This window comes from Sphingomonas sp. OTU376 (genome assembly GCF_038440415.1).
GTDB lineage: Bacteria > Pseudomonadota > Alphaproteobacteria > Sphingomonadales > Sphingomonadaceae > Sphingomonas > Sphingomonas kyeonggiensis_A.
Genome location: NZ_JASATQ010000029.1, coordinates 19,562 through 45,054, shown reverse-complemented (window position 1 = coordinate 45,054; position 25,493 = coordinate 19,562). Strand labels below are relative to the sequence as shown.

The 25,493-nt window shown below is 65.0% G+C and carries 22 protein-coding genes; 5 read left to right on the top strand and 17 right to left on the bottom strand.

Translation table 11 applies throughout. The annotated features are described in order from the left end of the window. Nucleotides 1–124 precede the first annotated feature (124 nt). The 3 genes from AAHM44_RS13670 to AAHM44_RS13660 all read right to left on the bottom strand — a co-directional run bounded on the left by AAHM44_RS13670 (nucleotide 125) and on the right by AAHM44_RS13660 (nucleotide 4,695). On the bottom strand, nucleotides 125–3,091 hold the full coding sequence (locus AAHM44_RS13670) for a TonB-dependent receptor (protein WP_342250317.1): 2,967 nt from the start codon (nucleotides 3,089–3,091) through the stop codon (nucleotides 125–127). A gap of 117 nt (nucleotides 3,092–3,208) precedes the next feature. After that, on the bottom strand, nucleotides 3,209–4,162 hold the full coding sequence (locus tag AAHM44_RS13665) for a FecR family protein (protein WP_342250316.1): 954 nt from the start codon (nucleotides 4,160–4,162) through the stop codon (nucleotides 3,209–3,211). Beyond that, the gene (locus AAHM44_RS13660) at nucleotides 4,159–4,695 is read right to left on the bottom strand and encodes an RNA polymerase sigma factor (RefSeq protein WP_269575678.1); all 537 of its coding nucleotides are present in this window, start codon (nucleotides 4,693–4,695) and stop codon (nucleotides 4,159–4,161) included. Before AAHM44_RS13660 ends, AAHM44_RS13665 begins: the two co-directional genes overlap by 4 nt. Nucleotides 4,696–4,888: 193 nt before the next feature. On the opposite strand from AAHM44_RS13660, the gene AAHM44_RS13655 reads away from it, so the two are divergent. Next, entirely contained in the window at nucleotides 4,889–5,770 is an 882-nt protein-coding gene (locus tag AAHM44_RS13655; protein WP_342250315.1) for a metallophosphoesterase, read from the top strand. 28 nt (nucleotides 5,771–5,798) lie between these two features. On the opposite strand, the gene AAHM44_RS13650 is transcribed toward AAHM44_RS13655, so the two are convergent. Beyond that, nucleotides 5,799–6,959, bottom strand: coding sequence for a GGDEF domain-containing protein (locus tag AAHM44_RS13650; RefSeq protein ID WP_342250314.1), 1,161 nt, complete (start codon nucleotides 6,957–6,959; stop codon nucleotides 5,799–5,801). Between the two features lie 404 nt (nucleotides 6,960–7,363). Here AAHM44_RS13650 and AAHM44_RS13645 point away from each other — a divergent pair, with 404 nt between their 5' ends. Next, nucleotides 7,364–7,591: a helix-turn-helix transcriptional regulator gene (locus AAHM44_RS13645; RefSeq protein WP_342250313.1), complete on the top strand. Its 228-nt coding sequence runs from the start codon at nucleotides 7,364–7,366 to the stop codon at nucleotides 7,589–7,591. Nucleotides 7,592–7,696: 105 nt separating this feature from the next. Here AAHM44_RS13645 and AAHM44_RS13640 read toward each other — a convergent pair whose 3' ends face one another. The 4 genes from AAHM44_RS13640 to AAHM44_RS13625 are packed head-to-tail and all read right to left on the bottom strand — an operon-like array spanning nucleotide 7,697 to nucleotide 13,437. After that, the gene (locus AAHM44_RS13640) at nucleotides 7,697–8,182 is read right to left on the bottom strand and encodes a lytic transglycosylase domain-containing protein (RefSeq protein ID WP_342250312.1); all 486 of its coding nucleotides are present in this window, start codon (nucleotides 8,180–8,182) and stop codon (nucleotides 7,697–7,699) included. A gap of 13 nt (nucleotides 8,183–8,195) precedes the next feature. Further along, nucleotides 8,196–11,141 carry a MobF family relaxase gene (mobF, locus tag AAHM44_RS13635; protein ID WP_342250311.1) on the bottom strand — a complete coding sequence of 982 codons (2,946 nt, stop codon included), beginning with the start codon at nucleotides 11,139–11,141 and terminating at the stop codon, nucleotides 8,196–8,198. Then, nucleotides 11,138–13,138: a type IV secretion system DNA-binding domain-containing protein gene (locus AAHM44_RS13630; protein WP_342250310.1), complete on the bottom strand. Its 2,001-nt coding sequence runs from the start codon at nucleotides 13,136–13,138 to the stop codon at nucleotides 11,138–11,140. The genes mobF and AAHM44_RS13630 overlap by 4 nt, the downstream gene beginning before the upstream one ends. Next, nucleotides 13,135–13,437 (bottom strand): hypothetical protein, encoded by a 303-nt coding sequence (locus AAHM44_RS13625; protein ID WP_269575692.1) that lies wholly within the window; start codon nucleotides 13,435–13,437, stop codon nucleotides 13,135–13,137. Before AAHM44_RS13625 ends, AAHM44_RS13630 begins: the two co-directional genes overlap by 4 nt. 469 nt (nucleotides 13,438–13,906) lie before the next feature. On the opposite strand from AAHM44_RS13625, the gene AAHM44_RS13620 reads away from it, so the two are divergent. Next, a complete protein-coding gene (locus tag AAHM44_RS13620; protein ID WP_342250309.1) occupies nucleotides 13,907–14,146 on the top strand; it encodes a hypothetical protein in 240 nt (79 codons plus the stop codon). A 189-nt stretch (nucleotides 14,147–14,335) separates the two neighbouring features. Here AAHM44_RS13620 and AAHM44_RS13615 read toward each other — a convergent pair whose 3' ends face one another. From AAHM44_RS13615 to AAHM44_RS13575, 9 genes are all read right to left on the bottom strand, one after another. Continuing rightward, complete coding sequence (locus AAHM44_RS13615; RefSeq protein ID WP_342250308.1) at nucleotides 14,336–15,310, bottom strand: DUF2493 domain-containing protein; 975 nt, start codon at nucleotides 15,308–15,310, stop codon at nucleotides 14,336–14,338. Nucleotides 15,311–15,572: 262 nt separating this feature from the next. Further along, complete coding sequence (locus AAHM44_RS13610) at nucleotides 15,573–15,797, bottom strand: DUF6117 family protein (protein WP_342250307.1); 225 nt, start codon at nucleotides 15,795–15,797, stop codon at nucleotides 15,573–15,575. After that, on the bottom strand, nucleotides 15,797–16,798 hold the full coding sequence (locus AAHM44_RS13605; protein WP_342250306.1) for an SLOG family protein: 1,002 nt from the start codon (nucleotides 16,796–16,798) through the stop codon (nucleotides 15,797–15,799). Before AAHM44_RS13605 ends, AAHM44_RS13610 begins: the two co-directional genes overlap by 1 nt. Before the next feature lie 65 nt (nucleotides 16,799–16,863). After that, nucleotides 16,864–17,334, bottom strand: a complete 471-nt coding sequence (locus AAHM44_RS13600) for a DUF736 domain-containing protein (RefSeq protein ID WP_342250305.1) — start codon at nucleotides 17,332–17,334, stop codon at nucleotides 16,864–16,866. Nucleotides 17,335–18,234: 900 nt separating this feature from the next. Continuing rightward, nucleotides 18,235–18,459, bottom strand: coding sequence for a hypothetical protein (locus AAHM44_RS13595; RefSeq protein ID WP_342250304.1), 225 nt, complete (start codon nucleotides 18,457–18,459; stop codon nucleotides 18,235–18,237). Nucleotides 18,460–18,585: 126 nt separating this feature from the next. Beyond that, nucleotides 18,586–19,236 (bottom strand): RNA polymerase sigma factor, encoded by a 651-nt coding sequence (locus AAHM44_RS13590; RefSeq protein WP_342250303.1) that lies wholly within the window; start codon nucleotides 19,234–19,236, stop codon nucleotides 18,586–18,588. 78 nt (nucleotides 19,237–19,314) lie between these two features. Then, nucleotides 19,315–20,505: a DUF932 domain-containing protein gene (locus AAHM44_RS13585; RefSeq protein WP_342250302.1), complete on the bottom strand. Its 1,191-nt coding sequence runs from the start codon at nucleotides 20,503–20,505 to the stop codon at nucleotides 19,315–19,317. Nucleotides 20,506–20,820: 315 nt separating this feature from the next. Beyond that, nucleotides 20,821–22,938 (bottom strand): ParB/RepB/Spo0J family partition protein, encoded by a 2,118-nt coding sequence (locus AAHM44_RS13580; protein ID WP_342250301.1) that lies wholly within the window; start codon nucleotides 22,936–22,938, stop codon nucleotides 20,821–20,823. Nucleotides 22,939–22,993: 55 nt separating this feature from the next. Beyond that, nucleotides 22,994–23,659 carry a DUF7146 domain-containing protein gene (locus tag AAHM44_RS13575; RefSeq protein ID WP_342250300.1) on the bottom strand — a complete coding sequence of 222 codons (666 nt, stop codon included), beginning with the start codon at nucleotides 23,657–23,659 and terminating at the stop codon, nucleotides 22,994–22,996. 319 nt (nucleotides 23,660–23,978) lie between these two features. On the opposite strand from AAHM44_RS13575, the gene AAHM44_RS13570 reads away from it, so the two are divergent. Continuing rightward, entirely contained in the window at nucleotides 23,979–24,788 is an 810-nt protein-coding gene (locus AAHM44_RS13570) for a LuxR family transcriptional regulator (protein WP_342250299.1), read from the top strand. Nucleotides 24,789–24,865: 77 nt separating this feature from the next. Continuing rightward, on the top strand, nucleotides 24,866–25,492 hold the full coding sequence (locus tag AAHM44_RS13565; protein ID WP_342250298.1) for an acyl-homoserine-lactone synthase: 627 nt from the start codon (nucleotides 24,866–24,868) through the stop codon (nucleotides 25,490–25,492). The last annotated feature ends 1 nt before the right edge of the window (nucleotide 25,493 follow it).

Below are 25,493 nucleotides of genomic sequence, written 5' to 3'. Positions count from 1 at the left end.
GAAAGCCGCGCTGCAACATAACCATTGGTTATGGAAAACCGGGTGTCACCATTTTGACGCGATTTACACGAGCCGAGAAAGATCCGCCCCGACTTGCGCCGGGGCGGAAGGCTTGGGGAACGGCTTAGAACTCGGCGCTGACGCCGAGGGTGAAGGTGCGCCCGCTAGTGGTGTAGACCACGCGGCGCGCGATCTCCCCGCCGGCGAACTGCTCGATCGGCTCGTTGGTGAGGTTGATGCCCTCGGCGATCAGGCGGATGCCCTTGGTCAGGTTCACATGGGCCTGGAAGTCGATGTTATGGGTGGCGGCGATATAGTCGCCGACATTCCCGACCGTGCCGAGGCCGGTGTAGTATTTGCTGCGATAGGCGTCCGACACGCGGATGCCGAAGTCCTTGTCCTCATAATAGAGCGTCGCGTTCGCCGCCCATTTGGAGAGCTGGAACAGCGGCAAGCGCACGAAGGTGTTGCCGACCTTGCCCTGCTGGTGACCGTCGAACCAGGTGCCGTTGGCCGTCACGCCGAGATGCTTGAGCGGGCCCGGCAGGAAGGTGAAGTCGTGCTGGAACGCGACTTCGATACCCTTGATGTCCGCGCCCGGGCCGTTGATCGGCTGGCTCACGTCATAGGGGGTGTTGGCATCCTGGCCCTGGATCAGCAGCGACAGCGGCAGGCCGGTCTGGCCATAGGGCATCGTCACCGTCGACGGCGAGATGAAGCTATCCATGTTCTTGTAGAAGAAGCCGACCGAGGCGAAGCCCGAGCGGTCCATATACCATTCGATCGAGCCCTCGACCGAAGTTGCCTTGTAGGGCTTGAGGAACGGGTTACCGAGGCTGAGGCTGCCGCCGTTCGGACGCGTGGTGATCGATCCCGCCGCCGCCAGGTCGCCCAGGCCCGGACGATTGACGTTGCGGCTGGCACTGACGCGCACCACTAGGTTGCGAGTCACGTCGAGCGCGACATTGGCCGAGGGCAGCCAGCCCTTGCTGTTGGTCTCGATGACGACCGGCACGAAGCCTGCGCCGGTGGCAAGGTGCCCGGACGAGGTCAGGTCGGTCGAGTAGTAGCGCACGCCGGCATTGGCGCGCAGGCGCATGTCGCCGAGATGGGTATCGAGATCGAACTGGGCGAAGCCGTTATAGCTCTTCTCGTCGACATCGAAGTCGCTGCCCGCCTGGAGATTGGCGGCGGTCAGGTCACGCTTGTCGCCGACCGCGGCATAGACGCCGTCGACATTGCCGACGATGTACTGGAGCAGCGTGTCCGGCCCGACGAGCTGCTTCACGCTGTTCGGCACGACGATGTTCGCCGGCACGTTGTGGAACACCTTGTTCACCCAGGTGTAGCCGCTGTTGGTGAAGTGCTTGTAGGCGCCACCGGCCTTGAAGGTGAGCGCGTCGTTCAGCTCATATGCCGCATCCAGCTTGGCGTTGGTGTAGCGGTTGACGATCTTGTTCTCCTGCACGTCCAGGCGCTGGACGGTCCAGAGATCGGGGTTGGTCAGGTCGATGCCATAGCTGTTGACCGGGATGCGCGGGCGGGTGTCGTAGCTGAAGGCAGTCTGCTTGGCCTCCATGAACACCTTGTCGAACACCGGCTGGGCGAAGTCCGACTCCTCATAGCCGCCGAGCGCATGGATGGTCAGGCGATCGCCGAGCTTCCAGCTGAGGTTCGCCACGCCCTGATAGAAATCGGTGTGGTTCTTGACGATGTGATGCTCCGAGCGGAGATCGATGCCGGTGAAGCTGGCGGCGCGCAGCGTGTTACTGTCGTCGATCACCGCGCTGCGGATCACCTGGGTGCCAGTGACGCTCGAGCCGGTCAGCGGATTGCTGCCCGCGGTCGCCAGCGCATAATCGTCGCGATAGTCCCACAGGCGGCCGTACAGGAAGTCGACGTCCAGCTTGAAATTGTCGCCCGGATGATACTGGACCGACGAGGTGATTCCGAGGCGACGGCGGTCATTATACCAGGTCGAGGGCGACTGGGCGGTCGGCTGGTAGACGCCGGCGAGCAGCTTGGTGCGGGTCGCGGCATCCACTTCCGGGCCGATATTGGCGGTGCCGTACTTGGTCAGGCCCCAGCCCCAGTTGCGATAGCCATATTCGTTGTTCTTGATCTGGCTGTAGGCAACCGAGACCAGCGCGCCGAAATCACCCGAACGGACCGAAGCGAGGCCGACCAGGCGCGGGGTGATGCCGCTGGTGTTGGTGTTCGTCTGGCCCTTGGCCGAGACGACGAACTTGGAGCCGGCATAATCGAACGGCTTGGCGCTGTAGAGTTGCACGGTGCCGGCGATGCCGCCCTCGTCCTGCTCGGCCGCGAACGACTTCTGCACCGCGACGCGGTTGAACAGTTCCGAGGCGAACAAGCTGTAGTCGAACGAGCGCGAACGGCTGACCGCGCCGCGATTGTCCATGCCCGAGGCCGTGTTGCCCATCACTTCCATGCCGTTGAGCTGGGTGCGGGTGAAGTCCGCACCCAGGCCGCGCAGCGCGATCTGGCGGCCTTCGCCGCTGTCGCGGGTGATGGTGATGCCGGGCACGCGCTGCAGCGCTTCGGCGAGGTTCAGGTCAGGAAAGGCAGCGATATCGGATGCGACGATGTCGTCCTCGGCACCGACGGCCTTGCGCTTCAGGTCCTGCGCGGCGTTGAGACTCTCACGATAGCCCGAGACGACGATCTGCGACTCTTCCTGAACTTCGGGCTCCTGCGCGGCGGCCTGGCGCAGCGGGCGGGCAACCGGGGCAGCGGCGGCAACGCGGGTGGTGCGGCGCGGCGCCGGCGCTGCGCGCGACGGGGTGAGCACGACCACGCCGCCACGCACCGAAGCGGTCAGGTTGGTGCCGCGCAGCAGTTGGTCGAGCGCAGCGCGAACGGTCAGCGCACCGCGCACGCCCCCGGTGCGGCGGCCGGCGACCGCGTTCGGCGCGACCACGACCTGCAGGCCGGTCGCCTGCGAGAATTGCGAGATGGCGCTGCGCAGGTCCGACGCACCGATGTCAAAGCGCATCTGTGCGCTCATCGATGCTTCGGCGCCGCGGGCCTGGGCCATTGCCGGCATGGCGAGCGTGACAGCCACAGCCATGAGTGAGATTCCCCTGATACGATCCATGTGTTCCTCCGCTCGGGCGCGATGCGCGCCTCGGGGGGAAGACGGGGGTGGATCAGCTTCCGGACAAAAGAATTTTGTTGCAGTGCAGCGTCATTGATCTGACGTTTTTGTGTCACTTCCGGCGGTGGGAACGAGGTGCAGTTCCTCGCCCTTGCGGACCACGTCGAAGCCGTAAGCCGCGCCCATCGCGTCGAGCAGTTGATGCGGATTATCGACGCGGAAACGCCCGGCAACTGCGACCGATGCCAACGCTCCCGGCGGAGGCGCGATCGGCGGACCACCCCGCCGGTTGAGCGCATCGACCAGTTCGCCGAGCTTCATATTATCGACATCGAGCCAGCCCTGACGCCAATCCTGCTGCGTCGCGTCGAAGCGGGTCGGCGCCCGCGCCTTGCCATCGGCGAAACGGGTGCGCCAGCCGGCCTCGACGATCACCGCGCCGTCCTTGCCCGCCGCCGCGCCGCCGAAGCGGACCTTGCCGCGATAGACGGCGATGCGCACGCCGCCGCCGCTCGCGATATCGATGTCGAAGGCCGTGCCGAGCACGCGCGTCGCCGAGCCGTCCGCCACCACGGTAAAGGGCTTGTCGGGGCGGTGAGCGATGTCGAAATAAGCCTCGCCCCGCTGCATCGCGACGCTGCGCGCCTTGTCGCCCAGCGTCACGTCTAGGCTGGTCTCGCCGTTCAGATGAAGCTTCGAGCCATCGGCCAGCTCGACATCGAGCTGCTGGCCGCGCGCGGTCTCATAGTGGAGCGGCACGGGGGCGGCCGGACGGTACCAGCCCGCCTGCCAACCGCCGACGCCGATCGCCGCAACCAGCACAAGCGCCCCACCCGTCCCCAGCGCACGGCGCCTATTGGCACGCATCGCCAGGATGTCGCCGTCCGACAGCCGGGGCACCTGGCCCATGGCATCGGCAAGCGCCGGGTCGTCAAGCATAGCCTGGATATCGGGCGCAGCAGCCGGCGGCGCCTCGCGCAGGACCGCGTCATCCTCGCGCATCGCCCAGCGGGCGGCATCTTTCAGGGCGGCGCGGCGACTCACCGGGCAGCTCCCGCCGGCAGGCCGCGGCGTTCGAGCGCGGCGCGCAGGTCGGCGACGGCGCGGGTGCAATGCTTCTCGACCGCGGCCAGGCTCATGTCGAGATCCTGGGCGATTGTCGCACAGGCGATCCCGTCGAGCCGGCGGCGGAGGAACACTTCGCGGCGGAGCACCGGCATCACCTTCAATGCCGCGACGAGAATGTCGACGCGCTGGCGATAGTCGAGCACTTCCTCCGCGCGAGGCATCGGGCAAACAATATCCTCTGCGAGCTCGGCGCTGGCGGGCATCGCCTGGCGGCGGCGGAAATGATCGAACACCAGGTTGCGCGCCACTGCGAAGCAGAAGGCGCCCACATCGGCGACGCCCCTGGTGCGGCGATAGTCGTAGAGGCGGACATAGGTTTCCTGGACGATGTCCTCGCCCTCGTCCCGGTCGCGCAGGCGGCCCTGGACGAAGCGGTGGAGCGCGGCGCGCAGCGCGGCATCCTCGGCCGCGGCGTGGCGGCGCGCGGCGATGGCAGTGAACTCGTTCACCGCGCCACACCCTTGAAGCAAGACCGCGCCGGCGCCGTCATGCCGCTTCTCCCCTGCCTGAGAATCGCCCCGCTCATTGCTTCAGCGCTAGGCACGCTCCGTGAAGCTCGCATGACAACCGCCCCGGCCCGGCTGCTTAAAACTGCAACCTGTCGCGCCTAAGCCCCTGCGAATCGGACGAAAGGAAAATGTGATGCGGTGGACGATCCTGCTGGCGCTGGCGGCAATTGGCGCGGGTCCTGCGCCGCGCGAAGAGACGCCGGCGTTCAGCATCGGCGCTATCGCCGACGCGCAATATGCCGACGCGCCCGACAGCGGCCAGCGCATGTATCACACCTCTCCGGGCAAGCTTGCCGCTGCGATGGGGGATTTCAACCGCCAGAAGCTCGCCTTCGTTGTCCATCTCGGCGACTTCATCGACAAGGACTGGGCGAGCTATGACGCGCTACTGCCGGTGGCCGCCAAGTTGCGCCACCCGGTCCATTATGTGCTGGGCAACCACGAGTTCTCGGTCGACGACGCGTACAAGCTGCAGGTGCCGGCCAAGCTGGGCATGAAGAAGCGCTATTACAGCTTCGAGCGCCAGGGCTGGCTGTTCCTCGTCACCGACGGCAACGATCTGAGCAGCTATGCCTGGCCGGCCGGGAGCCCCGAGCACAAGCGCAGCATGGCCGCGCATACGGCGCTCTATGCCGACAAGCCGCTATGGGACGGCGCGATCGGCGGCGAGCAGATGGCCTGGATGGACGCCGAGCTCGGCCGTGCCGACAAGCGCCACCTGAAGGTGATGATCTTCAGCCATTTTCCGGTCTACCCCGAGAACAAGCACAATCTGTGGAACGCGCCCGCGGTGATCGCGCTGCTGGAGCGGCATCCCTCGGCCAAGGTCTGGCTCGACGGGCACAATCACGACGGCAATTACGGCGAGCGCGCCGGCATACATTATGTGAACATGAAGGCGATGCTCGACACGCCCGAGACCAGCTATGCCCGGCTCGACTTCTTCAAGGATCGCGTGGAGCTGCACGGTACCGGGCGGCAGCAGGACATGACGCTGAAGATCCGCCCGGATTGACGCTGCGCCGAAGAGCGGCCGCTATTCCTCAGCCGATCCCACGCGCCAGGCCATCGCCGACCGGACGAGCGGCGATCGGGCGGAGGAAACTTGCCGCACAGACTTGGTTACGCCCCTTGTTCTTGGCATCGTACAGCGCGCGATCCGCACGGTTCAGGGCATCATAAATGCTCCCATCGTCGGCCAGGATCGCCGAAGCGCCGAAGCTTGCGGTCAGGGCGTGGTCGATCCTCGCGGCCTCGGCACCGGTGGCGGCAAACGCCTGGCGGATCGTCTCCGCGCAGCCGATCGCCTTCGCCAGGTCCGCGCCCGGGAGATAGATGACAAACTCTTCTCCGCCAAACCTGGCGACCCGCGCCTCCTCGGGCATATGCGCCATGATGACACGGGCGAATGCGCTGATCACCTGGTCGCCGCTTTGATGTCCGAAACGGTCGTTGACCGCCTTGAACCGGTCGATGTCACAACTGATCACCGCACCCTTGCGATCATGGGCGCCGACGCTCGCCCGATCGAAACCGCGCCGGTTGAGCGATTGGGTGAGCGGATCGAGTTCGGCTTCGCGACGATAGCGGGAGATGAGTTCGGACATGCAGCCGGCAAGCGCGGCGAGGCCCAGGAATAGCCCGAATACACTCGCGAACGCCTGCATCAGGAAGAAATAGACGCTGTCGAGAAAGGCACCGGAGCCTCGCGTGACCAGCAAGGTGGCGAGACGGCTGAGGCCGTCGAACGCGACGAGCAGCGCGGCCAGGGCGAGCGCTTGGTCCAGGCGATTGCGAAGATGCGGGAGCGCCGCCACGAGCGGCAGCGCAATCAGGACGAAGGAGGCCGCGTCCGAAACCGCAAGCTCCAGCAGTGGCACCTGCAGCAATATGGCGACGCCACAACCCAGGACCGCCCCGACGGCGATGAACAGGCGCAAACGCAGGAGCCAGCGGGCGCGCCAACGCACCAGGAGAGCTTCGCTATAGGCGAGGAATGCACAGGCGAAGAGGGTATCGGCGAGGAGCGGCCAGGCCGGGGACGGCAATAGCTGGTCGATCGCCGGAGCCCAGAATCCCAGCGCCGCACAGCCGAAACCCGCTGCCCATAAAGGGGCCGCGGCGGGACCGAGGCGCGAAATGGCGAGGAACAGCAGCGCGAAGGTGCTGAACATGACCGGCAGGAAGAAGGCGAAGTTTGTCACGAGCGGCCCGGATGGCGAGGGAGAGCCGGGGATCTAGGGGCAAGCGGTAAACGCCGGGTTGCCCCATGGAGCGATTCGCGGGCGCAATTCCGCAAAAAACTGGTGGTAGGTGGCGGAGAGGGAGTCCGCCAAATCACGCCCTTAACACCTTGATAATAAGGCATATTCGGGCTCCATTTTTCGGCGGTACCCAACAAGGGACCACCATCTCTCGAAGCATGGAATTCCTGACCTAGAGAAATACCAAGCGGCACCATTTTTAACAAGCGATGCAGGCCGAATCGACCCCTTTTCCTGCGCTCAAAGCCCCCTGCTCCGACTCCTTTTGGCGACCGAGCGGCTTGCCAAGAAAGCCGCCGGTATGCATCATTGCGACTGCGGGCAGGCCGACTGGATCGGTTTGCATGAATGACGCTGACGACAAGTTCCTGCGGATCAAAGCGGTGATCGATAAAACCGGCCGCTCCCGCGCAGCGATCTACAGAATGATGGCTGAAGGTCGCTTCCCTCTTCAGGAGCGCATTGGAGTAAGGGCGGTCGGGTGGCGATTGTCCGCGATACTTCGTTGGATGGCCTCGCCTTCGGAGTTCGACGACGCCTCCAATCGCGCAAATAGCCAAGAGTGCGAATAGGCTCTGGATCGCTTGTTCGAGCCGATAATGGGACCATCCGGACTGGTTGGCTTCGCGGTGCTCGGCACGGCAGCCTACCACCAAGTCCCGGGCCTCGTTCAGCAGCTAAGGGGCCTCGCGGAACACCTCAGCGCCGTACCGCTGGATCATTCGCCTCGCGACCGATGCAGCATAGGCACGCTGCCTGCGCTCGGTGGGGCTATGATAGGTGCCGACCGCTTTCCAGTAGTTTCGTGAGCTGGCCAGCCCCGAAAGGAAGATCCAACGCGCGGCATCGACATTGAAGCAGGGGTCGCTGATCAACCAATGCCGCACCTGCCAGTCAGGTCGCGCGATCAGCTTCGCGATGCGGTTCACCCACCAACTGTTGATCTGCATGGGGCCAAGGTCGTGACTGCCGTCGGAGTTCCGGACCTCGGCGCCGACCCATCCGCGCTCCTGATCATGGAGCGCCCATAACGTCTTCTCCAACCAGGCATGACCTCCAGCGGAGCGAGAGATGCATGTCCCGACGACCTCACCGTGCAGACTGTTCAGAGCGAGCGCCGGCGGACTCAACAGCAGAGCGGCGAGCCCGAGGAGTGCCGTCACGCGGCGGACAGGGTCAACGACCACGGCCGCCTCCTCTTTCGGATGGAATTTGTCCCGGGCGATCCGGCTCGTGTCGGGGCCCCTCAACCCGCCCGCATTCAGTGCGGCCGCCCTGGACCAGAGAGTGCATCCAGCGATCCAGCATGTGGGCGACCGATTGAGCGCGCCCCGCAATTGCTGCCGGCAACCCGCGGGCCTGGTGCTCGCGCTCCCGATCAGACCAAACCGCTCGATCGGCTCTGTCAGCAAGCTGTTGCGCGCGGAGGCGGTCGAGCCGATCCCCCTGCCGTTGCAGGCGCGCCTTCACGCCATCACGGTCCAGTCGGCCCAGTCCCTCCAACGCAGAGGTTTTCTCACCGGACCGCCGTTCCAGCCGGTCGACCAGCCGTTTCTGGTCCTCCGTCCAAAGCTTCACCCCGAAGCGGGCCCGGGTGATCGCGGTGTAATAATTCTGTCCCGTCACCAGCGGCGAGTTCACCGGCGCCAGAACATAGACCCGATCATAAGTCTTGGACTGGGCCGAGTAGACGGTCTCGGCATAGCCATGGTCCCAGTTCTTGTGCCTAGAGAGATCTAGTTGCTGGACGCGGCCGTCCCGATCCCACCGGATCGTCGCCTCCGTTCCTGAAAGCCGCTCCACGGTCCCTCGGTCTGCGTTGCGAATACCGAGCGCATGATCGACGAGGCGCCATTGAATGCGGTCGCCGGCGGCGAGATCGCGTCGCTCGCTTCGGAACACGTTGACCTGGCTCGCTCGCTGCAGCCTAGGATCCCACTCTATACTGCGACCCTGCTCGTCAACCAGCCGCACAACCTGCCGGCCACGGGCGCCGACGGTCGTGCCGAGAACGCGGTACTCGGTCCCTCGTGCGATCCCAAGATCGGGGTTGTCGCGCGAAAATGTCACGACCTGCCCACCGGAATAGAAGCGCGCGATCTGCTTTTCCTGAGCTGTCATGCCGGCCGGCGCCAGCACTTCCAGGCGCGCCTCTTCGGCAGCGACCGCGCCCTCCGTCTTGAGCGCCTCGCGCACCTTGGCATTGACGATGAGGCGGGTCGCGTTCTCGAGCACGAGAATGTTGGTACTGTCGCGACTCTCGGGCTTCAGCCTCGACCATTCGCCGACCATTCGCTCAGCGAGCTTATCGGCCGGCTCGCCCGAAGTGACACGGTCCAGGTTGGCCAACGATTCGGCATAGTTTTTCAGCCGCGCGTGGGTCACTGCGGCCTTCATCATCCTCGTTTCCTGCCGGACGGACTCGGTCAGCTCGGCGACGGGCAAGCCGAGGCGCTGCATCAGCCAGAAAGCCTTTCCCTGCTCGATCGCGCCGGTCTGGCGATGGTCACCCAGGAAAATCACCCTTGCCCCGCTGATCCGGCTGATCTCCAGCACCCGCAGCGCCTGCCGGTTGCCGAGCTGCCCGGCCTCGTCGACGACCAGCACATGGCTTGCGTCCACCCCCCTACCGCCGCTGGCGACGAGGTTGGCGACGGTCCGAGATTCTATCCCGGCGGACTTGCCAAGATTGGCGGCCGCGGACGAGGTCGGCGCCAGCGCGATCAGGGTCATTTCCGCGGGCGCGGCTTCCCCCAGCGACCGGATCAGAGTCGACTTGCCGGCACCCGCGACGCCGGGCACGCCTACCACCCGGTCGGTGCCGGCGCCGATATGGAGCAGGGCCGCAAGCTGGGCCGGCGTGAGGCCCGATGCGATGCCTACCACCTGGAGACGCTCGGCGCTTGCGACCGGCACCGCATCGCCAAGGGCCAAGGCGAGATGATCCGAAAGCGCTAGTTCCAGGCGCGCGGTGCGCCGGGTAGTCCTGCCCCGGGTCTGGATCTCGTCGCCGGTGTGGTGCCTGGTCTCCAGCAGCTTTCGCTGCGCCGAATGGGCTTCGGCGAGGGGACGGATATCCGTGAGGCGGACGGTCCCGACATCCGTGGCGAGCCCCCGCGCCAGCAGCCGCCCGAGATTGTTGACGGCTTCCCTTCCCTCCTCCTGCCGGATTCCGAACAGCATCGCCCGCGCGGCCTGGCCGGGCCCCGGAAGGATCGCTCGTTCCCCGGTTCGCTCCGCTGCGAGCCGTACGTCTTCCACCGCTTGCCTGTGGTCGCCGAGCCGCGCGGACCAGCGCGCCTGCAACGCCTCGAGCGAGACCTTCTCCTTGGCCCCGCGGGTCTCGTAGAAGGAAATCCGCCGCGCCGCCTGACCGGTCAGGCCATGCTCGCGGGCATGGGCGTCGATCTGCTCGGCACGCCGCGACATGGCGGCCAGCAGACCCTTGGGGACGCCGGCGATCTCGAACATCCCCGAGCGAGGGTCGAAGGCGATGTCGTAGCCGATCTCCTTCAGGCCATGAGCGAGCTCGCTGCGATAGATCTGGCCGGCGACCATCTGCTCGGCGAACATCGCTCGGGCCTCGAGGCTCGACATGCGCTCCCCGTCGGCCCGGTTGGTCATGTTCATCACCACGACATGCGTGTGAAGATGCGGGTCGAGCTCGCGCGAAGCATGTTCGGTGAAGCGCGCGAAGATCAGCCGACCGGTGGTTTCGTGTGCGATCTCGCCATCAACCCGGTGCCGGAGCGTGGCGTGCTCCTCCAGATAGGAGAGCGCCACCCCCACGGCCCTTTCATGCATGGCCAGAATGCGCTCGTCTCCCAAGACCAGTGCCATGACCGAGACCGATTTGGGCGCGTTGACCGCGAAGTCCCAGCCGGGATGGTGCACGATCTGCCCTTCCCTTCGCCGGCGGCCTAGCTGAACGTCCCCGACCTTGCCTTCGAGTAACGCTTGGAACTGGCGAGCATCGACGCGCTCGCCCTCCAGCCCCAGCTCGGCCGCTATCCTGCCGCCCCATTCGGAGTGTTCGTGTCCGCCCTTGGTGTAGTAATCACCAACCGCATAGTAGCGAGCGATGTTGGCGGACGTGCCCTTTAGACGGCGGGGATGAATCATGCCGGCCTCGCCGCATCTCGCGTTCCAGCCGCGCGGCCATGCTGGCGCAGCCGGAAGCCTGCCGGCTTTCCGTAAAGGACTATTTCCGGGGCTGGACGCGCGGGAGGTTGCGCCGCGCTCCCCCGACTGCCCTCGACAGACTCCGGGCCGTCGGGGCCGGAGTCTTGCAAGGGCAGATCAGGCATCGGATTTAGCGGCGCGCGGCACGGCGCCTGACCATCTCCCGCCGGCGGATCCACCTCCCGATCTCCATCCCCTGGCCTAACGGCGAGTTTGCGCGGGGCGTCGAGGCGCTCCTCGAACCCCGCCGCGACCGATGGAATGTCGTTGTACCGGTCTTCGAAGCGTACCACCGGAAGATCGCGCCCAAACCGGAGATAGCCGGTGAGGTTCGGCAGGTTGGTCACTTCAGTGTGCAGGACCAGCGGACGGGTCACTTGCATGCGGGACAGGTTCACGCCGTCGCGCATGTCGTTCACACCATAGGACATGCCTTCATTGGCCTCGACCTGCTCGACCTGGCCGAGATTTTCGCTGACGTGCTTCGCTGTCGGGGTGTCGTTGGCGCGGAGTGCCACCCAGGTCGAGCAATAGCCGGTGACCGCGGCGGCGTCCTGGATGCCATAGGTCGCCTCGAGCTGCGGATAGGACTGGAAGCCGAGAATGCCACAGCCGCCATATTTGCGGGCACGGGCGAGGAAGTCTGAAAGCGATGGCAGTTTCTGCAGCGTGGGCAGCTCATCGATCACCACATAGAGACGGCGGCCCCGGTCCGGCGACAGGCTCATGATCGCACTGATCGCGATGTCGAGCCACACCGTGATCAGGGGGCGCAGCGAGGGCAGCTGGTCCGCCTTGACGGTGATGAACAGCCAGCTGTCGTCCTTCTCATGGGCGACCCAGTCGCGGATCGACAGCCCGTCCTCGGTATCGTCGAGATAGGAGAAGCTGCGCATCACCGAGGCCAGCTCGGCCTGGATGCCGGCGCTGGTACGCTCCCCCTCGGTCGAGATGAAGGCCGCGGCGTCGGTGCCGCTCGCAAAGGCGGCCAGGTCCTTCAGCCGGGACCGCAACAGCGTGTCGAGCAGGATCGAGACCAGGGTGCGTTCCTGGCGCGCCAGCTTGCGCAGCACCGCGACGAGTGTTCCGCGTGCCGCCTTGGCCCAGAAGGGATCGCCCGACTTGTCCGGGATCGTGGACTCCGCGATCTGGTCGTAATGATAGTCGCGCGGCACATCGACCCAAGGGGACCACAGGTCCGACCGGCGATCGAGCGGGTTGAGCAGCACGTCGATGCCCGGCCGATAGAATTTCTCGACGAAGGTCCCGGCGGTGTCATAGACGATCGCGCGCCGGCCCGCCTTGCGCATCCCCGCCAGCATCTTGACGATGATATTGGTCTTGCCGGTTCCCGGAGCCCCGCAGATCAGCACATGCTCGGGCTCGAAGGCCGCCGGCATGCGCACGCCGCCGATCGAGAAGCTGCCCCTGGGCTGGCGCCGCAGCGCCCGCCGGACCTGCCGCACCGTGCCGAACCGCGCGCCGCGGAGGAACTGGTTCGACCCCAGCCCGCGCCCCGTCCGCGTGAAATAGAACCAGGCCCAGAACAGCACGCCAAGGGCGAAGACGCCCGACAGCAAGGCCCCCTGGATCAGGTAGCGCTCGAAGGCATGGAGCGTGACCTGCGCGACTTGGGATTCGAGCAGGATCCGGGGCGTTGTCCAGACCAGATGACCGTCCGGCCCGCGGAACTGGATCGGCGTCGCATTGCCCGGGACTGCGTCCCCCATCAGGACCGCCTGCGCGAGCTTGGTCGCGACATAGCGCTCATAGACGCTCGATTTCTCGAGCGTGTACCAGACGATCCCGCCCAGCCACAGGACCAGGCCCGCGACCGTGGTCTGGTAGAGGACCTGGGTGGTCATCCGGACATTATGGACGATGGCCTGGCCGCCCCGCGTCCAGCTGCCCAGCGTGTCGTGCCGGAAGATGCTCATGCCTGGTCCTGCTCGGGATCGAGCAGCCCCCTTTCGCGGAGCAGGCGCCGCGCCTCGCGCAGCCCCTCCTCGAGCGTCTCGGGCGTCCGCTTGCCGATCGAGGTGGCGAGGATCGCCAGCGTCTGGATGCCGGTGGCGTGGATCTCGTCGAGACGATCGTGAAACTCGCCCGGGTCGGCGCCCTGAGCACGCTGGAGAACGTCCCGGATAAAGGCCGACGGCGTGATGCCGCCGCGTCGCGACTGGTCGAGCGCCCAGTCGAAAAGCGCGTCGTCGAGGCGAAGTGTAAAGCGTGCCATGCATGGACCCCGTCCAGCGCCGGCACGTGATGAAGCGCTCTTCCAATAGCAAAGAAGCGCCATGATCTCAATATCTTGAAGCGCCGACACCGTCCTAGGCATATGACAAGCAGAAACAGGCACTTAGGAATGGGCCCGTCCGACGCGTCGGACATGGCGGACAAATGTCACGGCGCTGGCGGACGTTTCGCACCTCGCAAAAAGGGCGGATTCCCGCGGTTTTCAGGGCCGCAGCACCCGTGCGTACGGTGCATTACAAACGCCCCTGCGGCGTGCGTCGCTGAAATGCTGCGATCCTGATCGCAGCCCGCCTCGACCGGGCACGGGCGGGGCCTCCCGTAGGGAGCAAACAGACGCCGGCGAAAGCCGGCATCTGACCCAACGCCTAGCCCCATGCGGGACATTGACGATTTCACCGATTGCCCTGAAATTCGAGGGCGGCGGGCAGACCGACTGTGAAAGGATCGACATGCCCAAGTTGACCGACCGCGAAAAGCTCGCCGAGCTGGACAAGCGCCAGCGCCAGCTGGCCGAGGAAGCCGGAAACGTCCGCAAATCGCTCCGCGCAAGGTATGGCGCGATGCTGGCGGACTATGCCGTGGAAACCGTGTCCGAGCGAGACTTCCGCGAGATCATCGCCCAGGCCATCCGCGCCGGCGGCGCCACTTCGCTCGCGACATTAAAGGCGCTGCCCACTGCTCCATCCTGACAAACACGCCCACCCGAAGGGTGGCCCCAGCGACGAGCACGGCGGAGCCGCGCGCAGGAGGCCGACACCGCCAAGCGGTGTCGCATCGCCCGCGCGACGGGCGCCGCCAGGGGTCCCTGAGCGCGGGCGATTATTCCCCGACAAAAAGAAAAGGAGCCGACCCGGACGAACCGGGCCGGCCCCACGCCATTACCCACCAAGCCGCTGATCTGCGAGCCGGAAGAAGTGCGCCGGGACGCCCGCTGCGCGCACCATCCGCGCCAGATGCGACTGAAGACCCGACCCTTCGCAAACGATGGCCTCGACCGGGTTGAGCGCGAGGAGCTGCTCGTTGCGCGCGAAACCCGCCCGCTGTCCCAGAGCCCGATTTAGGGTGAAGGCGACCAACGGGGTGCCCGTCCGTGCTGCCCAGGATGCAGCGACGGCGTCACAACCCTTATTTTGGGCAGTGGTCGCCAGCACCATCGAAGGCACGCGCGCCCGAATCGCATCGAGCTGGGCGGTTAGGCAGGCGTGATCCTCCCATTGCTGCCCGCCAGAGAAGATCACCACCGGTCCCTGCGGAGAGTGAGCCTCGACGCGACGTTGCCGCCGCGCGGCGAGGAAGTCTCCAGCCGCGACCACCGAGGCGGTGCGCTTGCTCGACACCAGCGACCCGCGCGGACCGGACCAGGGCCGGCCCGTCTCGGCGCGGTAGGTCTCGGCGGCATGGTCCCGCATGCAGGCCACCGCATCGCGCGCTTCGTCCAGCGACTGGCAGGCGCGCTGGGCTTCCTCGAGTTCAGCCGTCGCGACCTCGCTGCCATCAGCTTCGCGGATAAGTGACCTGACCCGTATCGCCGCCTTGTCGGCATCACCGTCGAGCTGCCCGGCCACCCGGTGAAGGCTGTGCACCACGCCCCAGGCGATGCGGTCGGCGAGCGGCTCGAGGCGCGTGTCGCGCAGCACGTCGAAGATGGTTCGGACCACCAGCTCGGTAGCAAGCTCGACTTCGCGGGCATCAGGCATGCCCGCATCGGTGACGTCCTCGTCTGCCCCGATACGGAACCCGTCGATCGTCTCCGAGAAGGCGCGTGCGAGGGCATCCCCCGGCTGCGCGGTCTCGACCATGATCAGCTCGGCGATCTCCGAGAAATTGCGGACGGCGCGGATATGTCTAGTCATAAGAGCCTCCTAGTTCTGAAGAGGCTCTCTTCACTGCACGGGCTCCGAGCGACGGGGTCAAGGATCGCGAAGCGACCGCGCCAGCGGCGGTGGGGGTCACGATTTTGCGCAGCAAAATGGTGGGGCCCCGCCGTCCTTGAGGCCGTCGCGATCCCGTGCGAGACTTGGACGAATTGAGAAAAGAGAAAAGGCTGGTTCCTGCCGGGCTCGATGCCCGGCGGGAGCCATAATGGCCAGGCGATATGCAAGCCGCGTACGACCTCTATCCTAACTCGCCGGGCGGCAGGTATGCCTCAAAGGGGTTGCCCTCCTGGAGGTGTCCAAAGGGGATGAGTGCATAGTCGCGCGCTCCCCGCTCGACCGCGCACAGCACGTAGCGCGGCTCCTTGGTGACCGCGTCCCGGCATTCCAACAACGCCTGGTTGCCGTCGGCAGCGGCCCTCAGCAGCGTGTCGAAATTCGACCTATGCGTGTCCGGAATGGCCATCACCGTCTCCCCGGTACGCGGTGGCGTGGCATGGGCCGCGGATCGTCGGCCTGGTCCGCGCGACGAAAGGCATGAATCGGCACCCCCGCCTCGCGCAGCAGCCCGTAGAGATTGGCCTGCAGCCCCGATCCCTCGCACAGCACCGCCTCGACGGGCTTCAAATCGACAAGCTTGCGATTGCGCGTGAAAGCCGTCTTCCTGCCTGTTCCGTATAGCCCATAGGTGACCAATGGCACGCGCTGGCCGGGACGCGCCGCCCAGGCGGCGGCGATTGCATCGGCGCCCTTGCGCTGTCCGGTAGTGACCAGGGTCATGGTCGGGATCCGCTCAAGGATCGCATCAAGCCGGTCCCAGATCTGTTGGAAGTCGTGCCAGACCGCAGGCCCGGAAAAGATCACGATCGGCCCCGCCGGCAGATGCCGTTCCCGTGCCGCCAACTGGCGTGCCCGCAGGAAATCGAGCGCATCGACCTGGCTCGCGCTGCTTGGCGACGTCCGGCTACCGCGCGACGGCGACCAGGGCCATCCCGACAGCGCACGATAGGTCTCTGCGGCGAAGTCGCGCATCGTCTCGACAGCGGCCCGTTGCTCGGCGACCGACTGGCAAAGCAGCTGCTTTTCTTCCAGCTCACGCGCATAGACCTCGCTCGGCTCCGGGACCCGGGCGAGCTCACCCAGCTCCCGGGCAAGGCTATCCTCGCTCCGTTCGAGCCGCCCCGCGACGAAATGGAAGGAATTGACGAAGCCCCAGGCCAGCTCGGCGGAAAGATGCTCGAGCCTGGTATCGGCAAGCAGGTCGAACAGGCATGCGATGACGCCGCCGCAATCGGCCTGCACGGCAAGCGGCTCGGGCATGTCGAGCTCAGCAGGCGCCTCTCCGACCTGACTGATCGTAAGCCCGAGCGGTTCCCCGAACACGGCCTGGAATTCGGGGGTAGTAGTCATCTCGGCATAGAGCCGGCCGAGATCGGCGAAGCGATGTACGCTGTGCAACTGGGTCATGAGCGATGCTCCTGAAGTCCATGAAAGAAGCCCGGAGGAAGTGCTGGCTCCCCCCGGGCTGTGAGTCAGGCGAACGGGATCTCGTCCTCGAGGTCGCGATTCGCATCTGCCAGCCTTCCACCAGCATCCGCGGTGCTCTCGCCAAAGCCGTCGCCGGCACCGCGTCCTTCCTGACGCGCGCCCGTTCCCCTGCTTACCGGCGCGAACGCATCGCGCGGCTGCGGGCGACGCCAAGCAACCCGGAAGCCCTCCGTCTCGCTGCCGAACAGTGCGATCGGCAGCGGTTCGGCAAGGCTGGGATCGTCGATCGTGCCTTGGAGGAACACTTCGCCAGTGCTGTTCTTGGCGACCGCTTCCCACAGCGCGCCGATCTGGACCCAGCGATTGCCGACGTTGAGCGCGAGGATCTCGTAAAGCGGCGCCCGCTCGTTGCTGCTCTCGACCTTGCGCAGGCCCAGCCGCGGCAAGTCGATGGTGCGGGTCGCGATCCATCCCAGCAGACGGCCGTTCCCGACAGCGAATTCACCAATATTCATCACACTTCTCCTTGACGTTCGCCACCTCGGCCAACCCGAAGCGACACTAGTCAAAGTCCCTCTCTCCTCTGCTGCCCGCCCCGCGCGGCATGCCCGCCGCCAGCGAATTGCTCCCGCGTCCCACCCCTCCCCGATTGCCGCATCCGATCCGAATCGGACGCCCTGAGGGAGCTAACATGGCGGAAGCCGACACACTGAACGTTCTGGAGAGGGTGCCGGCTATCATCACAAAGGTGCAGCAGGAGCCGACCGGCCTGGCGCGTCGGCTGCGGCGGCAGAGACCAAGAAGCGTCAGCAGCAGACTCGCACCCCGCGATCACCCCTGCTACACAGTCTGGCCCCAGTCGCGGCCTCGGCCGCACGTTCGTGAGAAGACGCTTTTGGGACCGGGGACTTTTCAGTGTGCCCGCGCGACGGTGGCCGGAGCCCCGCATCTCCTGCTAATCAGCCCGCTTCTGCGCCGCTTTCGACCGGCAACGGACATCAGTGCAGGGCTGCCGCGGCGATATTGAAATGAATTGTGTCGCCGGCGGAAGCCGGGGTGGCCGCGCAAGCTGCGCGGCGACGGATGGTAGGATACGCCTTACTTCCCGTTTGGGCGCGCCCTGCTGCAGCTTTTCACCAGATCCGGCATGGACCACACCCGATCCGGAATCGGAATGCTGCCCAAAACCGACGACACGCCCTCCTTCTCCCCCCTCTCCTCCGGACCGTTGGCGCCGCGCGTGGGAGCGGGCCCGAGTGGTCCTTGACGACCAGGAACACGCAGCGAGGGCGGCCGGGCGGCTTCGGGGCCAGCTTGGTATACTGCCCCGACCCGTGCTGGCCTTACGCCCCGGCACCGCGCCCTTCGAATTGGGGGCATGAGAACGAGCAACGCCAACCATTCCAAAAGCCAGCTTAGTTAAGGCTATGCGGGAATGCCGATCTTTGATCACACACCGAGCAGCGCCTGCCCGCCATTAGCATCGCGCAGGCGCTCCCCTCACCCATTGTGGCACCGGCGAGCAGTTCCGCGCCCCATTCGAGATGAATTGCTGCGCCCGCAAGGCCCAGATGGTCGCAAAGCGCAATCGCTCTTCGAAGAAGAAGAAGTACCGTGTCGCGCTCGAACCTGTCATCCATCTGCCGCTCCCCATTGGCGCTTCGACCATATGGACGCGGCGATAGGACGAACTACCGGGTTGGCGTCGCGACTTTCCTCTCGACCGCGAGCCTGTTTCGCACCGGCTCGTCAACCTACCGGCAGCTTCAGGTCTCGTCCGGGTCCGGAAAAGGCAGCAACTTGATTAACGTTAGAAGAGCGCTCGCGATCAGTTGCTCGACGTCGCGGGTCGATATTTCCAGTTTCCTGGCAATCGCTTCATAATCCAAGCCCTGGGCGCGATGAAGACGGAACGCCCGGCGCTGCAGGTAAGGCAGAGCATCGACGACCGCGCGATACGCCGCGTAGTCGAATGAAACGCGCGGCCCGGTGTCTGGATATCCTGGAGCCGAGGCGAGCGCCGGAGGCTCGCCATACCCCGCCCTCCTCGGCCAGACTCCTGAAAAGCCGGTCAGGTCTTCATTCTTCCTTGGATCCAGGATTCCGTCCGGTGGTGTGACCGAAACAAGATACTCCACGACTGCGCCTGCCAAACCCGATGTCGCCGGCGCGGTCGGTGGAGAGTCGTTGTCAGGATTGGGCGTCTCGACAGGGGCGATATGGACGAGGAGGGCGAGCCCGGGCACTTGCGCATTGTGATAGGTGCTGGCTTCCGCACGTGCCCGCGCGAGCCTCTCTGCATCGAACGCGTCCGTCGCCCGGACGCAATAGATTTCGAACGCGTAACTCTCTTTGCAGCTCTGGAACTCGATCGCCACGCGGTACACCCGCGTGGTCGGCTGCGATAACCAGGTCATCGCAAGTCTCCTCAATTATGTCGGTATCTGATCGGACACTGACTTGCCCGACGGCTGGCACCGGAGGCCGGACGCCGGTCAGTTGGCCAGGCGAAGAAGACGCCGGGCCTTGCCCTCGAGTTCGAGCCTGCCATCCTGATACGGCTTGGAGCGTGCGATGGCAGTGATGCCCTGGACGAAATCGAATATCGACGACGGCGGACGGCCTTCTTCGACAAGCACTGCGTCAATGATCCGCGCGCTGTCCGCCTTTGAGAAACCCTGCTTACGCAGGAAGTCCTCGCGGTCTTCTTCCTTCCGGGCCACTATCTGCTCGCGGGCAGACTGGATGCCACGAACGAAAGATGTCGGCGAGGAGTCCGCAAAACGGCTCAGCGCCGGCGCCGCCTGTTGTGCGAAACGCCCCGCCGCGAACTTCGAATGCCGGATGCTGATCTCTTCGAAATTCTCGACGCCCCAGAGATTTCGGTTCATGCAGACAGCCCGCAGATAGAAGGTCGCGACACCGAGCGTTTTGGCCCCCACCTCTGAGTTCCAGGCATAGAAGCCCCGAAAATACAGGTCGGGTGAACCGTCGGAGAGCTTGCCGGCCTCGATCGGATTCATATCGTCGACCAGGAAGAGGAAGACGTCTCGATCAGAAGCGTAAAGCGTGGTCGTCTCCGCGCTAATATCCACTTGCGGATTGTAGATCATCGTCCCCCAGTCGAGGACGCCGGGTACTTTCCACCGCGTGTCGCCCGTCCCGTTGCCGGCGAAGCGCATGACCGCCTCGACAAGCTCGTGGTCCCAGATACGGCCATAGTCGGGGCCGGTCGCCGCGCGTAGCTCGGTCCTGCCGTCGCCGGTCTCAAGCAATTTCAGCTGTTCGCCACGATGCGCCACCAGTCCGTGCTGAAGGTTGATTCCCGCGAGGGCCGCTGGCAGGTCACGCATATAGCCCGCGGGCGCGCCGATGAGGCTGCAGAGCTGGCCGAACGACCAATGGGTCGGCATCGCCGGGCTGTCGGCGCCCGTGGTAAGGAGTTCCAGCCTTTCGGGATCGTCGCTCCTGGCAAGGACGCGAATGTCGCGGCTTTCGACGATCCGGGTCCTGGCTTTGTCTGCCCGAGCCCGGACCCGGTCGTAAAGCAAATCCAGTGACAGGAAGCGCTGATCTGCGGGACGGTTGAACCATTCGGACGAAACGCGCCCGATATTTCGTCCGCGAGTGATATCCACCTTATAGCCGGCACCCGCCTGCCCAGGGTTGGCTGCGATAATGTTCATGGAAAGGTCTCCTGAGAGTTTGGGAGATCCGCTAGCGGGACCTCGCCCTCCCCTTTCCCCCTTCCCTTCGGGCGCACTTTACCGGTCCGAGCTTCAGGCCGGTCGGCGGACCACTGCCGGATAATGGCGCTCAATAGGGTGGAGCGTCTGGGCCGCCCCCGCTACCGGTACCATCAGGCGGATTTTGTATTGAACGATCTCAGTAAGGCCGCCGAGCAATTTGAGCGTCGCCAGTCGAGCGGGACGCGAACTTGGCACCGAAGGCTGCAGGGGTATCAGCCATCGGGGCCGGAAAGGCCGGCCCCGATGGTACGTTCAGGCGGCTTTCGAAAGTTCGAGATCCGAATGGGGATCGCCCGTGCCCCCGTCCAGGTCGGACACGCGGTCCGGGGCATCCGATAAGATATCGACCTGTTCGAAGGCCTCGTCATCTGGGCTGAGCGTCTCGACGCCGTTCGGATGCACGCTCACCGCGTCAGGCTGCGAAAACCGCATCTCGGACGGCACCCATGCGATAGCCCGTTCCTTGACTTTGTCGTCGGCGATCACATCGCCTGCGAACAACCGCTCGGCCGACGCTGCAAGGTCGAACTTCCGCGCGTTCGCGTAACGCGCTTTGAAATCAGGGCCGCACACCTCCTGCAGGAGGTCCAGCGTCGTCGACTTGTTGAGCCGGTCGAAGAAGTTTCGCGCCGTCGGTCTCCACCACCGGGCGACATCGATTTCCAGCTTCGCGCCAAGACGATTGAGAAAGCTGCTACCGGTCTGGCCATCCGGCACCGCATGGATGGTTCGCGCGACCGCGTAGCCGAGCCAAGCGGCGCGGCCAGCATCGTCCAGATCACAGAATGCGTCATAGCGATCCTCGATCGACTCGTGCTCGCGCCAGGTTGCGTCGAGCCCCTTCTCGAACTCGATCCAGCTTTGCGCCGCCGGCGTATCGCTTTCGAAACCTTGAACCCGCGGCGTGGCAGGCTTTGCGCGAAGCTCGCTCGGCATGCCGCTCCAGCCGAAGCCGGGAGCGGCGTCCACCATGATGAACACACCCAGGTCGAGCGCGAATTGCGGATCACTGGCGACATGCACCGCGAGCAATTCGGTCTTCATCATGGCGAGCTCGTCGCGCAGGCGGCCGCTGAACGATCTGCCGCTGGTCCCATGGTCGCTCTTCACCTCGTCGTCATCTGGGCCATCATCGTCCGAAGCAGTACCGTGCTCCACGCCATCGATGTCGACTTCCGCATCGACATCATCTTCTCCGGAATTCTCCGGTTCGGCGTGGAAGAAGCTGTCATGAAGCTTGGCATTGCCGTCTTCACCGATCAGCACATAAGCGATCGCCCCTGCCTTCTGGGCAGGCGTGTACCCCAATTGCGGTTCCAGCGCCTCGAGTTCCGTGTTCAACGCCTCGATCCGACCGACCTGTTCCTCGCTGTATTCGTCGTCGCCGGCATCGGCCTCGATCGTATCCAGTTCCGCCCGGATCTCGGACTGCCGGACGGCAACTTCCTCGCCGGAATCCAGGGGCTCGGGCTCGATTTCGCTAAGCTGGCTGGTCACACTCCAGGGCAGATAACTTGCCGACAGGACGCGGACTTCCGCAAAGCCCTCACGCTGTCGGATCGCATCCGCAGCGGTCGCCAGCGCCTCCTCTGCGAGGCGCTCGACCAGTTCGCCATCGAGCCAGGACTCGTTACTGCAGTCGGAAAACAGATCGCTGTCGATGCGACCGCCGGCCGCAAGATAGGCGTCGCGCCCCACCAACAACGCCTTGGGATCCGAACCGCGATAGGCTCCGCTCGCGAGTTGCCGGCGGATCTCGTTGAGGTTGCGGGCCAGATGGGGGCTCGCCTGAAGCAATTCGAACACACTTGCCTGCCGGCTGGTATCCGCTGTGCTGCCATACGCCTTCGCGACCTCTATGCCGATCTCGCCCGATCGCAATGCCATGAAGACAGGTTCGGCCAGATTTGCGAGGCGCAGCCGGCCCAGCACATACTTCTCGGTGAGCCCGAAGCGCTTGGCGACATCGGCCGGGGACTTGTTTTCCCGCTCGATGATCGCCTTGAAGCCGCAGCATTCATCGGCCGGGTTCATCGGCAGCTGGTAATAATTCTCGGCCAGGCTCATCTCGATCGCATGTCGGGCAGACTTGGCAAGGAGGATCGGCACCATGAAGTCCTCGCCGAATACGCCATTGGCGATGTGCGCGAGCACCCGCTCGAGCCGGCGGCCGCCGCCATATACGGCGTATTTGCCGAGCTTGGAGCTACGCGGCGCGCGTACCCCGATCAGGTTTTGAAGCAGGTGACCGGTTGAGGCGATGTTGGCCTCGAGTTCGGCATCCGCCGCAGCATCGCTATGGGTTCGGACGTTGTCGGGCGACTTGAAGCAATCGAGGGCCCGGACATATTCAACGACAGGCTGAGACATTTGTTTTCTCCGATCGCGGCGCCCCCTGCCCATCAGACGGCCAGCCGCACCGGCTTCACATCCCCCTTCCCTCCTTTCGCAGGACGTCGTTCCAGTCCTTGAGGCCGAACCAGGGCCATCGGGTCTCGGTCTGCAGTCCCAGCGCCCGGTAGGCGGATCGCGCCCTGCGCTCGGCGCGGACGCCGGCGTGGTCGGCGTCGGGCAACAGGACGAGCCGGCGGACACAGGAAGGGATGTCGATTGCCGCGAGCCGCTCGCTACCAAGCGTCGCCCAGACAGGGATGCGCAGCAGGAGCGAGGCCGAAAGGGCTGTCTCGACGCCCTCAGCCAGGCCCAGCACCGCGCCAGGTTCCTCGAGCCGCACGGCGCCCTTGCGTGGGCGCCCGAGCAACAGGCGGGGTTCGTCCAGATCGGGCGCAAGCGCTTGCAGCCGCGTGTCGAGAAAGATCCGTTGAACCGCGATGAGCCTGTCCCGTTCGACTACCGCCGCGAGCAGGGCAGGACGGAAACGAAGCCGCCGACCGCGCCCGAGCGGCACGGCGGGGTGAAAGCGCGATGACGGCCCGCCCGCGCCGATTCCCCTGCCACGCAGGTATTCCACACCGCGCCCCACATCGATGACGTACGCCTGATCCCAAAGGAAACGCGCTTTCGGTCCATGGTCGAGGCCCGGGCTCGAATTGCCGAGGCGCTGCCGAGCGATTTCGGCAGGGATCGTCATGCTTGCACGCCGAAGCGCCTGGATTACCTCCCGCGCGGTGCAGCCAGCGAAGCATTTGAACAGGATGCTAGTATCACCCACCCGGACAGACAGGCTGGGCGTCTTGTCCTGATGCGCCGGGCATCGGCAAAGGGCGCCTCCCTTTCGCCAGATCCCACCCTGAGCCTCGACGATGGCGGCAGCAGCGGCTTCGAGAGGTTCGGAGACATTACTGGGTCGCATCGCAGAGCTCCAACAAGCTCCGACGCTCCCTTCCCTTTCCTCCAAATCGGTTCAAAGACCTCTGTCAATAGGACCAATATATTCTGACGGACAAGGAATGCGGATCGATAGGCTCGCTGGTGCCAGGTTGGATTTCAACCCGGAACAAGGAGACTATTTAGTGAATATGATGCTAGCGCAAATGATCGGCCGGCTTCTTAAAGCGAAGGAAATGGGCGAGCTTCGTGAGGCACTGGAGGCGATTACACGCGACCTGGGCTTCAGATACTTCGCCATTGGCCATCATGTAAATTTGTCAGGGCCTCCTGTGGATGCACTAGGCCTTTCGAATTATCCGACGAGCTGGGCAGTCCGGGCACTCTCCGAACGCTATTTCGTGCATGACCCGATCCATCGTGCCAGCATCCACACTGCGACGGGGTTCCGTTGGTCAGACGCAGGCAGGCTGATCCAGCTTTCCCCTCGCGACATGCACATTCTCGACGCGGCGAGCCATCACGGACTCACCGAGGGCTTTACCGTTCCGGTGCATGTCCCTGGCGAATATCGCGGAACTTGCTCCTTCGGCGGACCGAGGCTGGATTTCGTCACCCAAGCCGCATTACCGATCGCCACCATGATCGGGGCCTATGCATTCGAAGCCGGGCGTCGCATTCTTCGCCGCGCGAACCCGGGCCCGGGCGGCTCGGTGCCGCCGCTGACCGACAGGCAGCGCGATGCGCTCGTGCTGGTGGCCAAGGGCAAGGCCGACCCCGAAATTGGGGAAGTCCTCGGCATCGCGTCCTCCACGGCACATGAGCATGTCGAGAATGTGCGGCGGGCCTATGGCAATGCCCAGCGACCGTTTCTGATCGCCCGCGCGCTGTTCGACGGCCAGATCAGTTTCGGAGAAATCTTCCGCCCCTAGACAACCCCCTGAATAGCGGGTGGCAGGCAGTCGGCACCTGGTAGAGCTGAGGTCCCGCATCTGTGCGGGAGTAGAGTATGATTCAGGTTTTTGTCGGCTGCCAGCCTATGGGTTCCAATCCGATCCTCGACAATATGCACCGCGACCGGAAGCGGGTTTTCGTCGACATGCGGCGCTGGAATGTGCCTGTAGTCGCAGAAGAGTTCGAGAGGGACCAGTTCGATACGCGCCATGCGATCTATCTTGTGAGCGCCGGCCCGGACGGCGCGCATCAGGGCTCCTTCCGGCTGCTTCCTACCGAACAGCCTCACCTGATGGGCGAGCTCTTCACCGAGCTTTGCGACGGTCCGGTGCCGGCAGGGCCTGATGTGGCCGAGATCACCCGCGGCTGCCTGTCACCATCCCTACGCGCTGCGGAAAGGCTTCGGGTTCGCAACAGCCTGATCAGCGCAGCGATGCGGTTCGCCCTGGCCAATGGGTATACCTGGTTCACCGGCGTGGCGGACTCGGGGTGGCTGACCCAGCTTCTCTCGATGGGCTGGACCTGCGAACTGCTCGGCACGCCCAAGATGATCGAGGGTGTGTCCACCGGCGCGATCCGGATTCCGATCAATGCCGACACGATATCCCAGCTCAAACAGGCGGGAACCTGGATCGAACCCGTACTGGGCTTCGGCGACAGCCATACCGCGCTGGCGGCGTGAG